Annotated in this window: 13 protein-coding genes and 3 rRNA genes; 8 read left to right on the forward strand and 8 right to left on the reverse strand. The window is 54.2% G+C overall.

Annotation, left to right across the window (positions count from 1 at the left end; all coding sequences use genetic code 11):
- Nucleotides 1–90 precede the first annotated feature (90 nt).
- The 8 genes from CKV99_RS13410 (at nucleotide 91) to rrf (ending at nucleotide 10,293) form a co-directional block, all read left to right on the forward strand.
- Nucleotides 91–465, forward strand: a complete 375-nt coding sequence (locus CKV99_RS13410) for a GntR family transcriptional regulator (protein WP_092259775.1) — start codon at nucleotides 91–93, stop codon at nucleotides 463–465.
- A complete protein-coding gene (locus CKV99_RS13415) occupies nucleotides 462–1,295 on the forward strand; it encodes an ATP-binding cassette domain-containing protein (protein WP_092259777.1) in 834 nt (277 codons plus the stop codon). Before CKV99_RS13410 ends, CKV99_RS13415 begins: the two co-directional genes overlap by 4 nt.
- Nucleotides 1,296–2,384, forward strand: a complete 1,089-nt coding sequence (locus CKV99_RS13420) for a hypothetical protein (RefSeq protein WP_092259779.1) — start codon at nucleotides 1,296–1,298, stop codon at nucleotides 2,382–2,384. It abuts the gene before it with no gap.
- Nucleotides 2,385–2,397: 13 nt separating this feature from the next.
- Nucleotides 2,398–3,240 carry an ATP-binding cassette domain-containing protein gene (locus CKV99_RS13425; protein WP_092259781.1) on the forward strand — a complete coding sequence of 281 codons (843 nt, stop codon included), beginning with the start codon at nucleotides 2,398–2,400 and terminating at the stop codon, nucleotides 3,238–3,240.
- The gene (locus CKV99_RS13430; RefSeq protein ID WP_143063454.1) at nucleotides 3,237–4,292 is read left to right on the forward strand and encodes a hypothetical protein; all 1,056 of its coding nucleotides are present in this window, start codon (nucleotides 3,237–3,239) and stop codon (nucleotides 4,290–4,292) included. Before CKV99_RS13425 ends, CKV99_RS13430 begins: the two co-directional genes overlap by 4 nt.
- A gap of 695 nt (nucleotides 4,293–4,987) precedes the next feature.
- Nucleotides 4,988–6,509: ribosomal RNA gene (locus tag CKV99_RS13435) — 16S ribosomal RNA — on the forward strand.
- 341 nt (nucleotides 6,510–6,850) lie between these two features.
- Nucleotides 6,851–9,930, forward strand: a 23S ribosomal RNA gene (locus CKV99_RS13440).
- A 245-nt stretch (nucleotides 9,931–10,175) separates the two neighbouring features.
- Nucleotides 10,176–10,293, forward strand: a 5S ribosomal RNA gene (gene rrf, locus CKV99_RS13445).
- The 16S, 23S and 5S rRNA genes sit together here, the layout of an rRNA operon.
- A 234-nt stretch (nucleotides 10,294–10,527) precedes the next feature.
- Here rrf and CKV99_RS13450 read toward each other — a convergent pair.
- The 8 genes from CKV99_RS13450 to CKV99_RS13480 all read right to left on the reverse strand — a co-directional run bounded on the left by CKV99_RS13450 (nucleotide 10,528) and on the right by CKV99_RS13480 (nucleotide 16,200).
- Nucleotides 10,528–10,734, reverse strand: coding sequence for an integrase core domain-containing protein (locus tag CKV99_RS13450; RefSeq protein WP_092261193.1), 207 nt, complete (start codon nucleotides 10,732–10,734; stop codon nucleotides 10,528–10,530).
- 107 nt (nucleotides 10,735–10,841) lie between these two features.
- On the reverse strand, nucleotides 10,842–11,408 hold the full coding sequence (locus CKV99_RS13455) for a DDE-type integrase/transposase/recombinase (protein WP_092261192.1): 567 nt from the start codon (nucleotides 11,406–11,408) through the stop codon (nucleotides 10,842–10,844).
- Between the two features lie 65 nt (nucleotides 11,409–11,473).
- On the reverse strand, nucleotides 11,474–12,415 hold the full coding sequence (locus CKV99_RS13460) for an ATP-binding protein (RefSeq protein WP_095114780.1): 942 nt from the start codon (nucleotides 12,413–12,415) through the stop codon (nucleotides 11,474–11,476).
- Nucleotides 12,416–13,426, reverse strand: coding sequence for a Mu transposase domain-containing protein (locus CKV99_RS13465; protein ID WP_143063513.1), 1,011 nt, complete (start codon nucleotides 13,424–13,426; stop codon nucleotides 12,416–12,418).
- Nucleotides 13,427–13,492: 66 nt separating this feature from the next.
- The gene (locus CKV99_RS13470) at nucleotides 13,493–14,827 is read right to left on the reverse strand and encodes an IS256 family transposase (RefSeq protein WP_197697175.1); all 1,335 of its coding nucleotides are present in this window, start codon (nucleotides 14,825–14,827) and stop codon (nucleotides 13,493–13,495) included.
- A 65-nt stretch (nucleotides 14,828–14,892) separates the two neighbouring features.
- Nucleotides 14,893–15,501, reverse strand: a complete 609-nt coding sequence (locus CKV99_RS13475; protein WP_095114782.1) for a hypothetical protein — start codon at nucleotides 15,499–15,501, stop codon at nucleotides 14,893–14,895.
- A 131-nt stretch (nucleotides 15,502–15,632) separates the two neighbouring features.
- Nucleotides 15,633–15,830, reverse strand: coding sequence for a transposase (locus CKV99_RS15145; RefSeq protein ID WP_143063512.1), 198 nt, complete (start codon nucleotides 15,828–15,830; stop codon nucleotides 15,633–15,635).
- A gap of 118 nt (nucleotides 15,831–15,948) precedes the next feature.
- The gene (locus CKV99_RS13480) at nucleotides 15,949–16,200 is read right to left on the reverse strand and encodes a hypothetical protein (protein WP_092261179.1); all 252 of its coding nucleotides are present in this window, start codon (nucleotides 16,198–16,200) and stop codon (nucleotides 15,949–15,951) included.
- Nucleotides 16,201–16,206: the final 6 nt, after the last annotated feature.

Genomic DNA, 16,206 nt, shown 5'->3' on the forward strand with positions numbered 1-16,206 from the left:
ACTCAACGGTTAACCTTGATCTTTAGTTCCACGGCTTATATAGTTAGTTACACCACTAACTAACCAACTAACTGAGTGGAGGTGTTGAAAGTGGACAACACCGCCGAGCCGCTGTTCCGGCAGATTGCCACGCTGATCGAGGATTCGATTGTCGATGGAAACCTGCATCCCGGCCAGCAAGCCCCATCGACCAATGCGTTGGCCGCTTTTCATGACATTAATCCGGCCACCGCGCGCAAGGGACTGAATTTGCTTGTCGACGAAGGCGTGCTGGAAAAACGGCGTGGCCTTGGAATGTTTGTCACAGAGCATGCCCGAGAGGTGATCGTCGATAAGCGAAAACTGGACTTTGCAGCCCAATATTTAGCACCGCTTGTCGACGAAGCCGTCCGGCTGGGATACACCCGCGAGACCCTCTATGACCTGATCGATCGAGTTGCAGAAAGTCGAGGAATGTACCGATGATCACCACGACCGACCTGACGAAAAGCTATAAGAACAAAGATGTTTTGACCGGTGTGACGTTCCACCTGGAACAAGGTGGGATCCACGGTCTGCTGGGGCGCAACGGTGTGGGCAAATCCACACTGTTGGGCATCCTGGCCGGCCAGATCAAGGCCGACGGTGGCACAGCCGAGGTTATGGGGTACGCCCCTTTCGATAATGCCGACCTGATGGATGAGGTGGTGCTGGCAGGCGTCGATACGCCTTATCCGGCAGCCTGGAGCGGCCAAGCAATTCTGCAGGCAGCCGCCCTACGCTACCCGCGGTGGGATGAGCAGGGCGCCAACCGCCTCGTGGGCGATTTCGCGCTAGAAGGCATGCTGGATACTAAGTATTCGGCGCTGTCGCGCGGGCAGAAAGCCATGATGGGAATCATCGTCGGCTTGGCCTCGGGCGCACCTTTGACGCTTCTCGACGAACCCTATGTGGGCCTGGACACTCACAATAGGCGCGTGTTCTACCAGCACTTACTCGAGATGAGCAACTCTGGCCGCACCTTCATGATGGCCACGCATCACATCCACGAGTCGGCGAAGGTACTCGATTCTTTCATCATCCTGGGCCGTGACGGGAAGGTCGCCCGGCATGTGCACGTAGCTGACATCGCCGATGAATACGTCTTGGCGTCCGCGCCCGACTTGGACGAGGTCCCTGGGGCGCTTGCTTTACGACGATCCCCTGAGCTAGACCGCGCCCTGATTCCCCGGGCGGAAGCCGCCAACCTCCCTGGTGCCCGCCTGGAAAACGCCGACCTTGACCAGATCATTGATGCCATGCTGGAGGCGAGTTAAATGACGTACTTAGCATCGTCGTGGCAGCTGTGGAAGCTGCAGTTCAGGCAAGGAAGTGTCGGATCCTTGAGCCTGCGTTTTCTCCAGTGTTTTTCGATCTTTTTCTTGCTCAGCGCCTCTTTTGTCCAATCGTTGCTGTTGGCGATATTCGCGCCATTTCTAGTGGTGTTTTCTGTTTCGAATTCCTTGCTGCCGGACACTGGGATGTATCGAGCCTTCGGAATGGGCCGCAAGCGTGCGTACGCCCATGCGGCGTTAAGCGTTGTTCCTGTAGTAGCGCTGGTCAGTGTGCTCGTCCTGTGGTGGTTTCCGCCCAACTCGGCACTGATCGGTGTGGCGTCCGCGGTGGTTACCGGTGTCTTCGCAGTGTTGGTGGTGGATCCGCAGGCTGAGCGGAGTTTTCCCGGAGCTGATGCAGCTGGCGTGACGCTTGCAAGATCCGGTGGTTTCGGGTGGGTCACGCTGTGGCGCAGGGTGCTTACCGGTTCAGTGGTTTTCGGCCTGTTCAACGTGGCCGCCCAACTGGTTTCCGGGATTGCTCCATGGGAGTGGCTGAGCACAACGTTGAACTCCGTCGTCGTGTTTGTTTTCTGGTTTTGGTTTGCATACATGCTGGCTCAGGCGGCGGGGGCTTGGAAAGCCTTTGGGCGCAGTCGCAGAGATTGGGTGTGCAACATTGTTGTGGCATCCCTGGTGGGCGCGATGCTCTTCGCCGCCACAGCGGTGGTGGTGCTGGGCATACTCTCCTTGGCGGGAGCCGTCCCAGCGGGTGTTGATTTCGCGCGGATCAGCGGGTTTACCTGGGCGACCATTCCCGTGACAGTCGCTATCGCGCTGGCCAGCGTGGCGAGTGGGGCGTCGTCAAGCGCTATTGTCTTCTTCACGTCCATTGTGGCGTGGACTTTGCTGCGCGGAATGATCGCCGATGGGAACTCACCGCGCACCTTCTTCTGGTTTGCCCTGATCTTCGCCGCAGTGTTGTTTGTGGTAGCCGCGTTCCAGTTCTGGCGCACGCTGACGGAACGTACCTCTTTGCAAACGTCCGCAGGTGACTATCGAGGAATAAACCAAACAAACCAAACAAACTAGGAGTTAACGCACCATGATCATTCACGCGCATAACCTGGCAAAACACTTTGGCGACAACAGCGTGCTGCGTGGGCTGGACCTGAAAATCCCCCACGGTGGGATCCACGGTCTGCTCGGACGCAACGGTGTGGGCAAGTCCACACTCCTTGGGCTGATTGCTGGCCAGATCAAACCCTCAAGTGGCGAGCTCACCGTCTTTGGTGAGACACCGTTTGACCGCGCCAGCGTGATGGACCGTGTTGTCTACGCTGGTATTGACGTGCCCTACCCCGGCTTTTGGACCATCAGCGATCTGCTTTCTGCCGCCGGGTCGCGCTACCCGCGGTGGGGCCGCGCCTACGCCAACACTCTGCTGACAGAGTTCGGCTTTAGCAACCGCCTGAGCACCCAGTATAAAGATCTCTCGCGCGGCGAGCGCTCCATGATCGGCATCGTGATCGGCCTGGCCGCGGGGTCAGAACTGACGCTTCTCGACGAACCCTACGTGGGCCTTGATGTGCATAACCGTCAGGTGTTCTACCACCACCTGCTGGAGGCCGCAGCTACTGGAGACCGCACATTCTTGCTAGCCACCCACCACATTGAGGAATCATCGAAGGTGCTGGATAGTTTCGCCATCCTGGGCCGTACTGGCGCGATCGACCAGCACTACCAGGTAGATAACCTTGCAGACGGGTACGTGATCGCCACCGCCCCCAACCTCCCTGAACTGCCGGGAATGTTAGCCCGGCGCAAAGAATCGGGTACTACTCGTGCCCTTGTGCCCCGCGAAATCGCTTTCGGCTTGGCACCATCGGTTCGCACACAGATTGCGGAGCTCGACGACGTGATCGTTGCCCTCCTGGAGGAGTCATGATGAATAAGCTCGTGATGAATAAGCCCACGTATCAGGACGATCATTGGTGGACGCCATCGAATTCGTTCCTGCCAACAGTGGCCGTCGTGGTCATTGGACTGCTTCTAGTGATCCAGTGGATAGCCAACCGGGCCGATAGTTCGACGGTAACGCTGGTCAGTGCAGTGGTGTTGTATCTGTCCATGGCCAGGAGTTTTGATAATAAGTCCCACGCTCATCGCGCGTTTGGTGTGAATAGCGCACGTGCTCGTCGTAACGCGCTGCGATCGCACTCCTGGGCCCTGATCCTGCCGGCGATCATCATCCTGTTGGGGCATCGGAACTGGCTCGGCGCGGCAACATTTGCTCTGATCCTGGCCCTCTTTGTCAACGATGTGCGCCGGGCCAACCCGACCCGTGAACGCGTGTCTACGTCCTGGCGGATTCGGTGGACTGTTCCGTTCGGCCCGCCAGCCTCGCGCATGATCTGGGTTCCGATGCTCAGTGCCGCCATCCCCATGGGACTTGTGCTTGGGGCCTCCCTGCGATTCCTGCCCCTACACACAGAGGCTGTGTGGGCCGAACCACTTCTAATTGGTGTGCTTGGCGCGTGCATCATTGGGTGTGCGGCGCTGGGTGGCACTGGCTCACCGGCGCTGCACAATTGGTTGGCATTGGGTTTGCCGCGCAAGCGTTGGTCGACGCATATTCTTACTGCCACGTTGTCAACCTTTGTGCTCGTAGTGGTGCTGGCCGGTTTGATCAGCCCCGCATCTTGGGAGTTTTTGCTGGTGTTCCTGCTGCTCGCCGGGACTGGAACGATGATCCCCGTGACAATCCACAGTGTGGGCTGGGCCACCGCCGCAAACTTTCTGAGCTACGTGATGGTGATTCCTTTTGCACTTGAAATCACCCCGCACCCAATCGAACAGACCGTTGGGCTGTCGTGGCCTTCATACTTCGTGCTTGCAGCGTTGGGGTTGATCATCGTGTGTGGTTTGCACGTAGCTATCGTTAGCGACAGCCTTCGGCCTAAGCGTAGGGGAGCATCGCTTGACGACGATTGGTTGTGAGATTGTTGGTTGTGGTTTTGTGGTGTGGCCTGGTGGTTTGGTGTTTGTGGTGGGGTGTGTGTAGGTTTGTTGGTGTCAGCGTGACCGACAGCGCCCTGCTTCGTGTGAAGTGTGTTGGTGGTGAGGGAAATTATCGTTGATGTTAATTTTTTGTTTCATGTTGTGTGGCTGATTTGACTTGTGTTGGGTTGGTTACTAGTGTGGGACGGGCTGCCTGATGCTGGGTTAACGTGTGGTTAACGTGGTTGTTGGGTGTGCGTGTGTTGTGTGAGAACTCGATAGTGTGCCAATGTACTTTTTGTTTGTGTGTTGGTGTGTGCCTTGTGGTGCTTGCGTGGTTTGTTGTTTGTTGTGGCGTGTGGGTTTGTTCTTGTGTGTCGTGATGAGCGTAGCGAATTGCGTGGGTGTGTGCCGGTCGCCATGGATTGTCCGTAGGTTTGTGGTGGTTTGTTTTTTCGGTGCAGGAAGCAAGTGTGCATGTTGATGTGCATTCGATTGGTAGATGAACCGTTTTGTGGTTTGTTTATTTTTTGTGCTGACCCCCTTTTTTGTGCCCTTTGTTGGGTTGGGGGTTGGTGTGTTTTTTGTAATTCTTTTTTTGTGGACAACGAGTGGTTTTTTGCTGGTTGTTTGTTTTTGGTTGGGTTGGGCTTTTCACGGCCTGAATGATTTCGATGATTTCTTTTGGAATTGTTTTTGTGGAGAGTTTGATCCTGGCTCAGGATGAACGCTGGCGGCGTGCTTAACACATGCAAGTCGAACGGAAAGGCTCTAGCTTGCTAGGGTGCTCGAGTGGCGAACGGGTGAGTAACACGTGGGTGATCTGCCCTGTACTTCGGGATAAGCTTGGGAAACTGGGTCTAATACCGGATATTCACGTATCTTTTGTGGGTGTGTGGAAAGGTTTTGTGCTGGTATGGGATGAGCTTGCGGCCTATTAGTTTGTTGGTGGGGTAATGGCCTACCAAGGCGGTGATGGGTAGCCGGCCTGAGAGGGTGTACGGCCACATTGGGACTGAGATACGGCCCAGACTCCTACGGGAGGCAGCAGTGGGGAATTTTGCACAATGGGCGGAAGCCTGATGCAGCGACGCCGCGTGGGGGATGAAGGCCTTCGGGTTGTAAACTCCTTTCGCTAGGGACGAAGCGTGTGTGACGGTACCTAGAGAAGAAGCACCGGCTAACTACGTGCCAGCAGCCGCGGTAATACGTAGGGTGCGAGCGTTGTCCGGAATTACTGGGCGTAAAGGGCTCGTAGGTGGTTTGTCGCGTCGTCTGTGGAAGTCCGGGGCTTAACTTCGGGAGTGCAGGCGATACGGGCATAACTTGAGTGCTGTAGGGGTAACTGGAATTCCTGGTGTAGCGGTGAAATGCGCAGATATCAGGAGGAACACCGATGGCGAAGGCAGGTTACTGGGCAGTGACTGACGCTGAGGAGCGAAAGCATGGGTAGCGAACAGGATTAGATACCCTGGTAGTCCATGCTGTAAACGGTGGGCGCTAGGTGTGAGATCCTTCCACGGGTTTTGTGCCGTAGCTAACGCATTAAGCGCCCCGCCTGGGGAGTACGGCCGCAAGGCTAAAACTCAAAGGAATTGACGGGGGCCCGCACAAGCGGCGGAGCATGTGGATTAATTCGATGCAACGCGAAGAACCTTACCTGGGCTTGACATACACTGGATTGCCATGGAGACATGGTTTCCCTTTTGTGGCTGGTGTACAGGTGGTGCATGGTTGTCGTCAGCTCGTGTCGTGAGATGTTGGGTTAAGTCCCGCAACGAGCGCAACCCTTGTCTTATGTTGCCAGCATTTGGTTGGGGACTCATGAGAGACTGCCGGGGTTAACTCGGAGGAAGGTGGGGATGACGTCAAATCATCATGCCCCTTATGTCCAGGGCTTCACACATGCTACAATGGTCGGTACAGCGCGTGGCGATATCGTGAGGTGGAGCTAATCGTGTAAAGCCGGTCGTAGTTCGGATTGGGGTCTGCAACTCGACCCCATGAAGTCGGAGTCGCTAGTAATCGCAGATCAGCATTGCTGCGGTGAATACGTTCCCGGGCCTTGTACACACCGCCCGTCACGTCATGAAAGTTGGTAACACCCGAAGCCAGTGGCCTATCTTTGTGAGGGAGCTGTCGAAGGTGGGATCGGCGATTGGGACGAAGTCGTAACAAGGTAGCCGTACCGGAAGGTGCGGCTGGATCACCTCCTTTCTATGGAGTTTTGTGTTTTTTGGTCACTGGTTGGTGACTGTTGGTGGTTGAGTGCCCGTGTGTGGTGCTGCCACTGTGTGAATCCGGGTGGATGCATGCCGGCGGGATTGTGTGTTCTGCTTGGTGCCTGGGGTGGATGCTGTGCATATGAACGATTTGCCATGACTGTTGTTGTGGGGTGTGTTGGCATGCTGTTGGGTGTCTGGGGCAACGTGTGTTGTTTCGTGGCTTGCTGTGGTGGCTGATCCTTTGTGTTGGGGTTGGTTGTTGTGGTGGGTGTGTTGTGTGAGAACTGTATAGTGGACGCGAGTATCTTTATTCTTTTTGTGTTTTGTGTGTTGTGTTTTTTGTTGTAGGCACATAGTGGATGCCTTGGCATGCTAAGCCGATGAAGGACGTGTGAGGCTGCGTTATGCCTCGGGGAGTTGCCAACTAAGCGTTGATCCGAGGATGTCCGAATGGGGTAACCTGGTGCCAGTTGTGTGGTGCTACCCGCAGATGAATTGATAGTCTGTGTGGGGGTGACGCGGGGAAGTGAAACATCTTAGTACCCGTAGGAAGAGAAAATAATAATGATTCTGCTAGTAGTGGCGAGCGAACGTGGATGATGGCTAAACTGTATGCGTGTGATACCTGGCAGGGGTTGCGTGTGCGGGGTTGTGGGATGCGACTTGTCGGAACTGCCATTTCGGCGCGTGTGTGATTGTGGTAGTGGAACTGGCCTGGGATGGTCGACCGGAGAAGGTGAGAGTCCTGTACGTGAAGCTGTGGTTGCGTGCGTGTGTTGTTGTCCCGAGTAGCAGCGGGCTCGTGGAATCTGTTGTGAATCTGCCGGGACCACCCGGTAAGCCTGAATACTTAGTGTGACCGATAGTGGATAGTACCGTGAGGGAATGGTGAAAAGTACCCCGGGAGGGGAGTGAAAGAGTTCCTGAAACTGTGTGTTGTCAATCCGTCAGAGCATGTTGTGTGTGATGGCGTGCCTTTTGAAGAATGAGCCTGCGAGTCAGCGGCATGTCGCGAGGTTAACCCGTGTGGGGTAGTCGTAGCGAAAGCGAATACTAATTGTGTGTGTAGTGGCATGTCTTGGACCCGAAGCGGGGTGATCTACCCATGGCCAGTGTGAAGCAGCTGTAAGAGGTTGTGGAGGCGCGAACCCACTTAGGTTGAAAACTGAGGGGATGAGTTGTGGGTAGGGGTGAAAGGCTAATCAAACTCCGTGATAGCTGGTTCTCCCCGAAATGCATTTAGGTGCAGCGTTGTGTGAGCTTGCCGGAGGTAGAGCTACTGGTTGGTTGAGCGGGACTATTATCTTAGCAATGTCAGCCAAACTCCGAATGCTGGTGAAGTGTTGCATGGCAGTGAGACTGTGGGGGATAAGCTTCATAGTCGAGAGGGAAACAGCCCAGATCGCCGGTTAAGGCCCCTAAGGGTGTGCTAAGTGGAAAAGGATGTGGGGTCGCGATGACAGCCAGGAGGTTGGCTTAGAAGCAGCCATCCTTGAAAGAGTGCGTAATAGCTCACTGGTCGAGTGGTTCTGCGCCGATAATGTAGTGGGGCTTAAGTACACCGCCGAAGCCGCGGCAGGCACGCATTTTTTGTGTGTGTTTGGGTAGGGGAGCGTCGTGCATGGTGTGAAGCGGTTCCGTGAGGGGTTGTGGACTGTGTGCGAGTGAGAATGCAGGCATGAGTAACGAGTGTGAGGTGAGAATCCTTACCGCTGGATGACTAAGGGTTCCTGGGTTAAGTTCGTCTTCCCAGGGTGAGTCGGGTCCTAAGGCGAGGCCGACAGGCGTAGTCGATGGTGAACGGGTTGATATTCCCGTACCCGTATATGTGCGACCAAGGGCGAGGCAGTGATACTAACCACCCATAATCATGTGGCTGTTGTTTTTTGATGATGGTTGTGTGTGCGTGCGTGGGGCCTGATCTGTAGTAGTTCAGTGATGGGGTAACACAGTGAGGTAGCCGCGCCATCTGTTGGATGGTGGTGTAAGCGTGTGGCACGGGGATTTGTGAAATGCGGTCCCTTTTTTGTGTGAGGCGTGATGCGTAGCCCTGTTGTGGGGTGATGGTGGTGATCCTGTGCTGTCGAGAAAAGCCTCTAGCGATGTGTGTGTACGGCCCGTACCCGAAACCGACACAGGTGGTCAGGTAGAGAATACTGAGGCGGTCGGGTGAACTGTGGTTAAGGAATTCGGCAAATTGCCCCCGTAACTTCGGGAGAAGGGGGACCATGGCTGGTGCTGCTGCTGTGCGTGGTGGTTGCTGGTTGTGGTCGCAGAGAATAGAGGGAAGCGACTGTTTATCAAAAACATAGGTCTGTGCGAAGACGGTTAAGTTGATGTATACGGACTGACGCCTGCCCGGTGCTGGAAGGTTAAGAGGACCCGTTAGGCATTTGTTTGCCGAAGCGGAGAATTTAAGCCCCAGTAAACGGCGGTGGTAACTATAACCATCCTAAGGTAGCGAAATTCCTTGTCGGGTAAGTTCCGACCTGCACGAATGGCGTAACGACTTCCCTGCTGTCTCAACCACAGGCCCGGTGAAATTGCAGTACGAGTAAAGATGCTCGTTTCGCGCGGCAGGACGAAAAGACCCCGGGACCTTCACTATAGCTTGGTATTGGTGTTCGATGCGGTTTGTGTAGGATAGGTGGGAGACGTTGATGCAGTCACGCTAGTGGTTGTGGAGTCGTTGTTGAAATACCACTCTGGTCGTATTGGATGTCTAACCTTGGCCCATGATCTGGGTTGGGGACAGTGCCTGGTGGGTAGTTTAACTGGGGCGGTTGCCTCCTAAAGAGTAACGGAGGCGCCCAAAGGTTTCCTCAGCTTGGTTGGTAATCAGGTGGTGAGTGTAAGTGCACAAGGGAGCTTGACTGTGAGAGGGACTTCTCGAGCAGGGACGAAAGTCGGGACTAGTGATCCGGCACCTACTTGTGGATGTGGTGTCGCTCAACGGATAAAAGGTACCCCGGGGATAACAGGCTGATCTTCCCCAAGAGTTCATATCGACGGGATGGTTTGGCACCTCGATGTCGGCTCGTCGCATCCTGGGGCTGGAGTAGGTCCCAAGGGTTGGGCTGTTCGCCCATTAAAGCGGCACGCGAGCTGGGTTCAGAACGTCGTGAGACAGTTCGGTCTCTATCCGCCGCGCGCGTTGAAACTTGAAGAAGGCTGTCCCTAGTACGAGAGGACCGGGACGGACGTACCTCTGGTGTGCCAGTTGTTCCGCCAGGAGCATGGCTGGTTGGCTACGTACGGGAGGGATAACCGCTGAAAGCATCTAAGCGGGAAGCCTGTTTTAAGATGAGGTTTCTGTTGAGGTTCCCTAGAGATGATGGGGTTGATAGGCCAGACCTGGAAGGTAGGTAACTACTGGAGGTGACTGGTACTAATATACCGATAAGAAAAACACTCAAACACCCAGGGATATGACATAGAGTGTTGTTGGGTGGTTGAAGCGAAACACAAAAAGCATCATTGTGGTGCTTGCGTCTACTATGCAGTGTCTGACACAGCACACATACATGTGTGTGAGTCATTTATAAGTCAATATTGGTCTACTGGTCACTGTGTTGAGGTGATCCTGATCGACACATATACACTATCCTCCTTTACTGTTTGGGTGGGGAGTACTGGTGTGGGATGCCCTTTATGGTGTGTCGGTGGTAGATAGCGGTGGGGAAACGCCCGGTCCCATTCCGAACCCGGAAGCTAAGCCCGCCCGCGCTGATGGTACTGCATCCGGGAGGATGTGGGAGAGTAAGACACCGCCGACCTAAAAACTAGATATAGCAATAAATTACAAAGCACCCGGAGTGTGCCAACCCTCACCAAAAGAGGGCAGGCGCACACCGGGTGTTTTATTCATCTTAGGATTGCTACCAGGTCATTCATTTTGCGGGTGGCGATACCTTTTGCAAACGAATTCATACTTTCGTTAGGACGCTTTCGGTGTGGCTGCGATCTTCTAACAAGCAGTTGAATCGGCCTGGGTTTTTGAGAGTGGCGGGTTAGACGGCCATGGGGGCTGCGTGTAGGTTGTTGTAGTTGTCGTAGTACTCGACGGGCGGTAGATAGCCGATCGAGGAATGCAACCGCCGGTGATTGTACCAATGGAACCACTCGGCGGTCACGTCCTCGACGTGGCGGCTATTAAGCCACCGGGTGTTGCCAAAATCGATAACTTCAGTTTTGTACAGTCCGGTGGCTGATTCCATCAGCCCGTTGTCTTCAGTCTTCTCCCACAGTTCCGATAGATCCTTTCATCTCGTAGTCTTCGAGCAGGTCTTTTAGGTCGTTGCTGGTGTACTGGGAACCAGCATCTTCAGTGGTGGATCACCCCAGCGGTATCAAAGGTCGGATCCTGGCGCCGACGGTGAGCTACAGCCTGCTTGAGTGCCCGGATTACAAGCCAGCGGTCGGGGCGATCATCGACCACAAACGCCAACAATTCGCGGGTGTAGACGTCCTCAACAAAGGCGACATACGAGAAACTACACGCGGTGGGCATATAGGTAAAGTCAGCGACCCACCACTGATCTGGATGTGTCGCTTCTTTCCACGCGCGTTTGATGCGGTCAGCAATCCTTTCGGCAGCAGGATTACTGATGGTGGTGCGTATTGTCTTACGCCTTGAGACTCCTGTGATGCCAAGAATGTTCATCAGACGACGGACCTGGTCACGGCCGATGATCCAGCCTTGACGTTTGGCTTCTTCCCAGAGTTTGAGCTTGCCGTAGACACGCTTGTTGTCTACCCACAGCTTGTACAGGCGATGGGCAGCATACGCATCCTCTAGTTCTGCCTGTGTGGGGCCGAATCCACGCTGCTGGTAGCGGTAATACGTGGCAGGAGAAATGCTGTATTCATGCTCTTGAAGCACCTGTCTCATCCGCCCGGGTGGACTACAAGTGCCGAGTGATGGTGGAGGAATTCCACGATCACTTCAACTTGCGCTCACACTGAAGCCTCGGCGAAAAAAGCTGACGCTTGTGCGCAGCGGTTGTTGGAAAGTGTTTTTCTGTTGATTGGAAAGCGTGATTCTGGGGTTTGGAAAGTGTGGGTCTGGGGGTAGTCCCCGCACGTTGAGTTGCGCGGGGACGTGTGGAAGACTATAGGTCTTTTCGTGGTTGGTGGGTTTGGCGTAGATTTTCTTCGCTGTTGAGTACCACGGTCATTGATGGGTGCAGAATCCGGTTGATGAGGGATTCTGCGGTGACTTTGTTGGGCATCATTTTGCCCCAGTCTGCGGCACCGAGCTGTGAGACAATAGCGGTTGCTTGGAAGGTCGCGTGCTTCCATGATTTCAAAGAGCACGCGGGTTGCGTGTGGTGAGATTTCCGTGGTGAAGAAATCATCAAAGATGACAAGGTGGTACTTGGTTATCTCCTTGACCAGTTCGTTCGTGGCTGATACATCCTGGTTGAGTTGATCGATTTCTCCAGCAAGCTCGGCCAAGCGCCAATAGCGTACGGTCAGTAGGCGCATACACGCGTTATGGGCGATGGCTTGGACGAGAAAGCTTTTACCGCTGCCTGTCGGTCCGATGATGACCAGGTTTTTCGGTTCAGGCCCGGTGATCCATTCTGTTGCTTTCAGTCGTGCTAGCCGTTGTGGGCTGATGTCTTTCGGTGGGGTTGCAGTCAAGTTAGCCATGGTGGCCATTGGGTTGACGAGGCGGGCGGCTTTGAGCCGTTTTTGGCTGGTTCGCTGGATATAGCCTGCTTCTTGGGCACGCAGCATTTCAACGAGGATGTCGCGGAAGGTCATGTCGTCGTAGACTGGGTCGTTAATCAGCTCCAGTGCTCGGGTACCAGCGGTGACGATGTGAAACTTCTTGAACAAGCGCATCATTTCGTCATCGTCCATGATCTGTGGACTATAGGTGGGTTGGTTCATTTATTTGCTGTCCTTTCGGGTTGGGGTGGGGATGTTGAAGGAATCAAATCCTCTGAGTGCGGCCTGATCGAATGAGGTCACCGTCGGTATTACTTCAGAGCGAGGGGCGTTGGGTGATGATGATGTGGATGGGCGATTCGACTGTCTGCTCGTAGCGCTGATCGCGCGTTTGATGCTGGAGTAGCTGATGAATTGTTTGCTGCCTATGACAAAGGCGCAGGCATCTTCGAGCTGTTGTCGTGAATATCGTGATGCCAAATGAAGGGTGTTTTCACAGCTTAAAAACGCTTGGGTAGGGAATTGTTCCCGTTCAATCATCACAGTGATCGCTTTGTAGGTTGCGGGACCAATATTGCGTGACCATGTTTCGTAGCGACTGCGTGTCCACAGTTTTCCGTCTGTCATGGCGCTATCAGGCTGATGCTCCTCGATGCTGGTGTAACTACCAGGGCGTTTGTAGCTACGTTGATGCACATAGATCAACTCCACACCATCAGGGTCATAGACTTTAACGCTGTCTTGCCCCAGCCCAATACGCAGCCGACTGCCAACCCAGACTGACGGGATGGAATAGAAACGTTTGTCGACTTGGAAATGACAATTTGGCCGTGGTGTTGCCCACCGCCACTGAACCGACTCATAAGCAAAAGCAGGCAGCGGTTTCAACGCCTGCTGCTCATAGTCACAAAACTCCTGGTAACGAGTCAGCCCATCAACCCCGCGATAGGGCGTCTTGTGATGATTAATCCAGTCGACCTGCTCAGCCACAGCGGCGTTGAGGTCATCAAGAGTGTCAAAGACATAGGGCGCCAAGTACTGCCCCAACCAATCCTGGATGATGTCCACATGTTTTTCCACATGCCCTTTATGGGTGGGCTTACCTGGCTTGGTCGGCAAAATACCAGCACCATAGTAATCACCGAACTGTCGATAAGGGGTACAGATATCCCGAGCAGGATCGTCTTTACGCGGACGAAACGATGCTGTTGATGCATTATCCGGGATAAACAACGCAGGTACCCCACCGAAGTAGTCACAGGCATGAGGGTGTCAAGTTGTTTGTGTGTGGGGTTGATTTTATAGGTAGTTTTGGAAGCGGTCGGGGTAGGCTACGGACATTTGGTTGATGGCTTGTTTCCACCCTGCCACGCGTGCACCTTCTATGAGGCGTCCGGCTGTGGCAGCAACCTTTTTGCCTTCTTTGGCTCGTTTGGCGGCACGGCGATCTTCGATATTGCAGATCATCAACCACAGCGTCTTGACTGCGGATTCATCGTTAGTGAACTGCACCCTATTACGGGTGGCTTTACGTAGTTGATTGTTAAACGATTCAATCGAATTCGTCGTGTAGATCACCTTCCTCGCTGCTGGCGGGAACTGTAGAAACGGTATAAACCGATCCCACGCATCGCGCCACACTTTCACTGATTGCGGATATTTCTGCCCCAGCTCAGTTGCAGCAAAGTGTTCTAACGCTTGCGCTGCCTGGTCCTCATCAGCAGCGGTGTAGATCTGCTTTAAAGCCGCTGATACTGCTTTACGGTCCCCGTACGCAACCCACCGGTTGGCTGCCCTGATCAGGTGGACGATACAGGTTTGAACCATCGAGTTCGGCCAGGTCGCTTCGACTGCTTCTGGCAGGCCTTTCAACCCATCACAGCACACGATGAAAACGTCTTTAACACCCCGGTTAGCCAGGTGGGAACAGACCTGTGCCCAGAACGAGGCTCCTTCTTCTTTGGCAATCCAAATACCCAGGATGTGCTTAATACCGTCCATATCCACCCCGATAGCCAGATAAGCAGACTTGTTGACCACTCGCCCACCATCACGGACTTTGATACGCAGTGCATCGAGGAACACCACGGGGTAGAACTCATCTAGCTGGCGGCTTTGCCACTGCAGTACTTCGTCGAGCACTGCATCAGTAACCGCAGAGATCGTCTCATGCGACACATCGATCTTCAAGGCTGTGGCTAGGTGGTGTTGGATATCACGGATGGTCATCCCACCGGCATACAAACTAACGATCATGTCATCGACATCGGTCAGGCGACGTACTCCTTTAGGCACCATCGTCGGAACAAACGTCCCCTGCCGATCACGGGGCACATCAATGGTGACAGGCCCATAGTTAGAATCCACGGTCTTTGGATAGCTGCCATTGCGGTGGTTATCAGCCCGAGCAGCGTTTTTGGCTGCCCTGTCACCAGACTGATAGCCGAGGTGGACATCCATTTCCGCCTGCAATGCTGCCGATAGCGAGGCTTGCAGCATGCCCCTGACCAGTTCATTGGCATCCGTAGTAGAGGTTGCAAGCTCCTTGATGATTTTAGCTACCTCAGGATTGGCAAGCAGTTTCTCCTCAATAGCATCAATCCGAGCTTTATCCTCTGGATCACGTCGCGTCATAGTCGTCATTGTGGTTCATCTCCTCATGCAGGATCGGTATCCCACACACAAACCATCTGACACCATCACAGGCCAACATGAGCTGCAATCCAGTTAGCGGTGCGTTCATCGGCGTAGCACTTGGCGAACACCATCCCAGAGTGCGGCAACGTCGCAACAAACACCGACACCTGAAATGCATCACTATCGCCTGGCTGTCCAACCCACATTTTATCGCCTGACCAGTCTACAAACATCTTATGACCCGGATCATGAGTCATCGGCCACGACAATTTCTTGTCATCAATGAAATCTGCAACCCGCGCGGCAAATTGCTTATACGAGTAAGGCTTGAGCCCCTGTGCCACACACTCCCGCTGGTAACGTTCGTGTTCAACCTTGACCTTGAACTTCCTGCCAGGATTCTTCGCCCCGAAAATCCGCTTGCGTCGAATCAACGCCTCGATATCAATATCGGCATACGACTCGTCGCGATCGTAGCGCCGGTCAGGAAACAATTCCGCCAACTGCTGACGATCTAGACCGTAGATATCTACCTCAGTCAAGCCATGGTCATGCACAACCGCCTTAGCCAACCGCACAGTTTTCGATGAGCACTGATAACTCTGCTGAATCGTGGCATAACTATGCCCACGCAACACTGCGAGCATAATCGCCCGATAATCCGTCACCATTGCAACGGACTCCTTTCTAGTAACGCGGGTACCCCTTACACACCGAGGCACCCGTCAACTACTAGAAAAACACCCCCGCCCCACGCCACACGCCCTGCCCCTTTCCAACCCCCAGAAATACACTTTCCAACCTAAGCCGCAAACAACGCTAACTTCAAGATCTCGTTGGCGTCTTTCAGCTGCTTATTTTCGCGCCGTAGCTTCTCTAATTCCGCATCTTTCTCAGCATCACTAAGCTCTACTGCCGCTTGATTGGCACTCTCGGCTTTGCGTGCCCAGTTACGCAGAGTGGTTTCCTTGATCCCTGTTTTACCTGCAACATCACGCAGGGCTGCGGCCTTGGATCAGGCACCTTTCTCCAACGCGGTGAAGTACCTTCTTACAGCCCGGTCCCGGGTTTCTTGGTCGTAGGCACTGGTAGCTATGATAAATCCTCCTTAGGCTTTATCATGCCCTCTCACAAACCCAGACCGATACAATATCGCTTAAGTCGTCTCCCCCGAACGCCAGGGTGGTCGCGAGTGCTGCCACGACTCGAACCGGGGTATGTGTCCGTCGCTGTGTTAAACCGGGAAACGCCTGATCGATATCGTTGGCGATACCAGCTTTGATGGCTACCAACGCTGGCATCATGGTACCGGTATGGGAGCACACATTCTTCTTGGTGAGTTGCTCAACAGTAACTGCGGTAGTCTTCATCGTGTA

The organism is Corynebacterium cystitidis, from assembly GCF_900187295.1.
In the GTDB taxonomy this organism is placed as follows: Bacteria; Actinomycetota; Actinomycetes; order Mycobacteriales; family Mycobacteriaceae; genus Corynebacterium; species Corynebacterium cystitidis.

Bases quoted from the DNA above. Each gene is read 5' to 3' on its own strand.
- CKV99_RS13455 (WP_092261192.1), bottom strand. From the start codon at position 11,408: ATGAGACAGGTGCTTCAAGAGCATGAATACAGCATTTCTCCTGCCACG.
- CKV99_RS13460 (WP_095114780.1), bottom strand. From the start codon at position 12,415: ATGAACCAACCCACCTATAGTCCACAGATCATGGACGATGACGAAATG.
- CKV99_RS13415 (WP_092259777.1), top strand. From the start codon at position 462: ATGATCACCACGACCGACCTGACGAAAAGCTATAAGAACAAAGATGTT.
- CKV99_RS13470 (WP_197697175.1), bottom strand. From the start codon at position 14,827: ATGACGCGACGTGATCCAGAGGATAAAGCTCGGATTGATGCTATTGAG.
- CKV99_RS13420 (WP_092259779.1), top strand. From the start codon at position 1,296: ATGACGTACTTAGCATCGTCGTGGCAGCTGTGGAAGCTGCAGTTCAGG.
- CKV99_RS13450 (WP_092261193.1), bottom strand. From the start codon at position 10,734: ATGGAATCAGCCACCGGACTGTACAAAACTGAAGTTATCGATTTTGGC.
- CKV99_RS13480 (WP_092261179.1), bottom strand. From the start codon at position 16,200: ATGAAGACTACCGCAGTTACTGTTGAGCAACTCACCAAGAAGAATGTG.
- CKV99_RS13425 (WP_092259781.1), top strand. From the start codon at position 2,398: ATGATCATTCACGCGCATAACCTGGCAAAACACTTTGGCGACAACAGC.
- CKV99_RS13475 (WP_095114782.1), bottom strand. From the start codon at position 15,501: ATGGTGACGGATTATCGGGCGATTATGCTCGCAGTGTTGCGTGGGCAT.
- CKV99_RS13430 (WP_143063454.1), top strand. From the start codon at position 3,237: ATGATGAATAAGCTCGTGATGAATAAGCCCACGTATCAGGACGATCAT.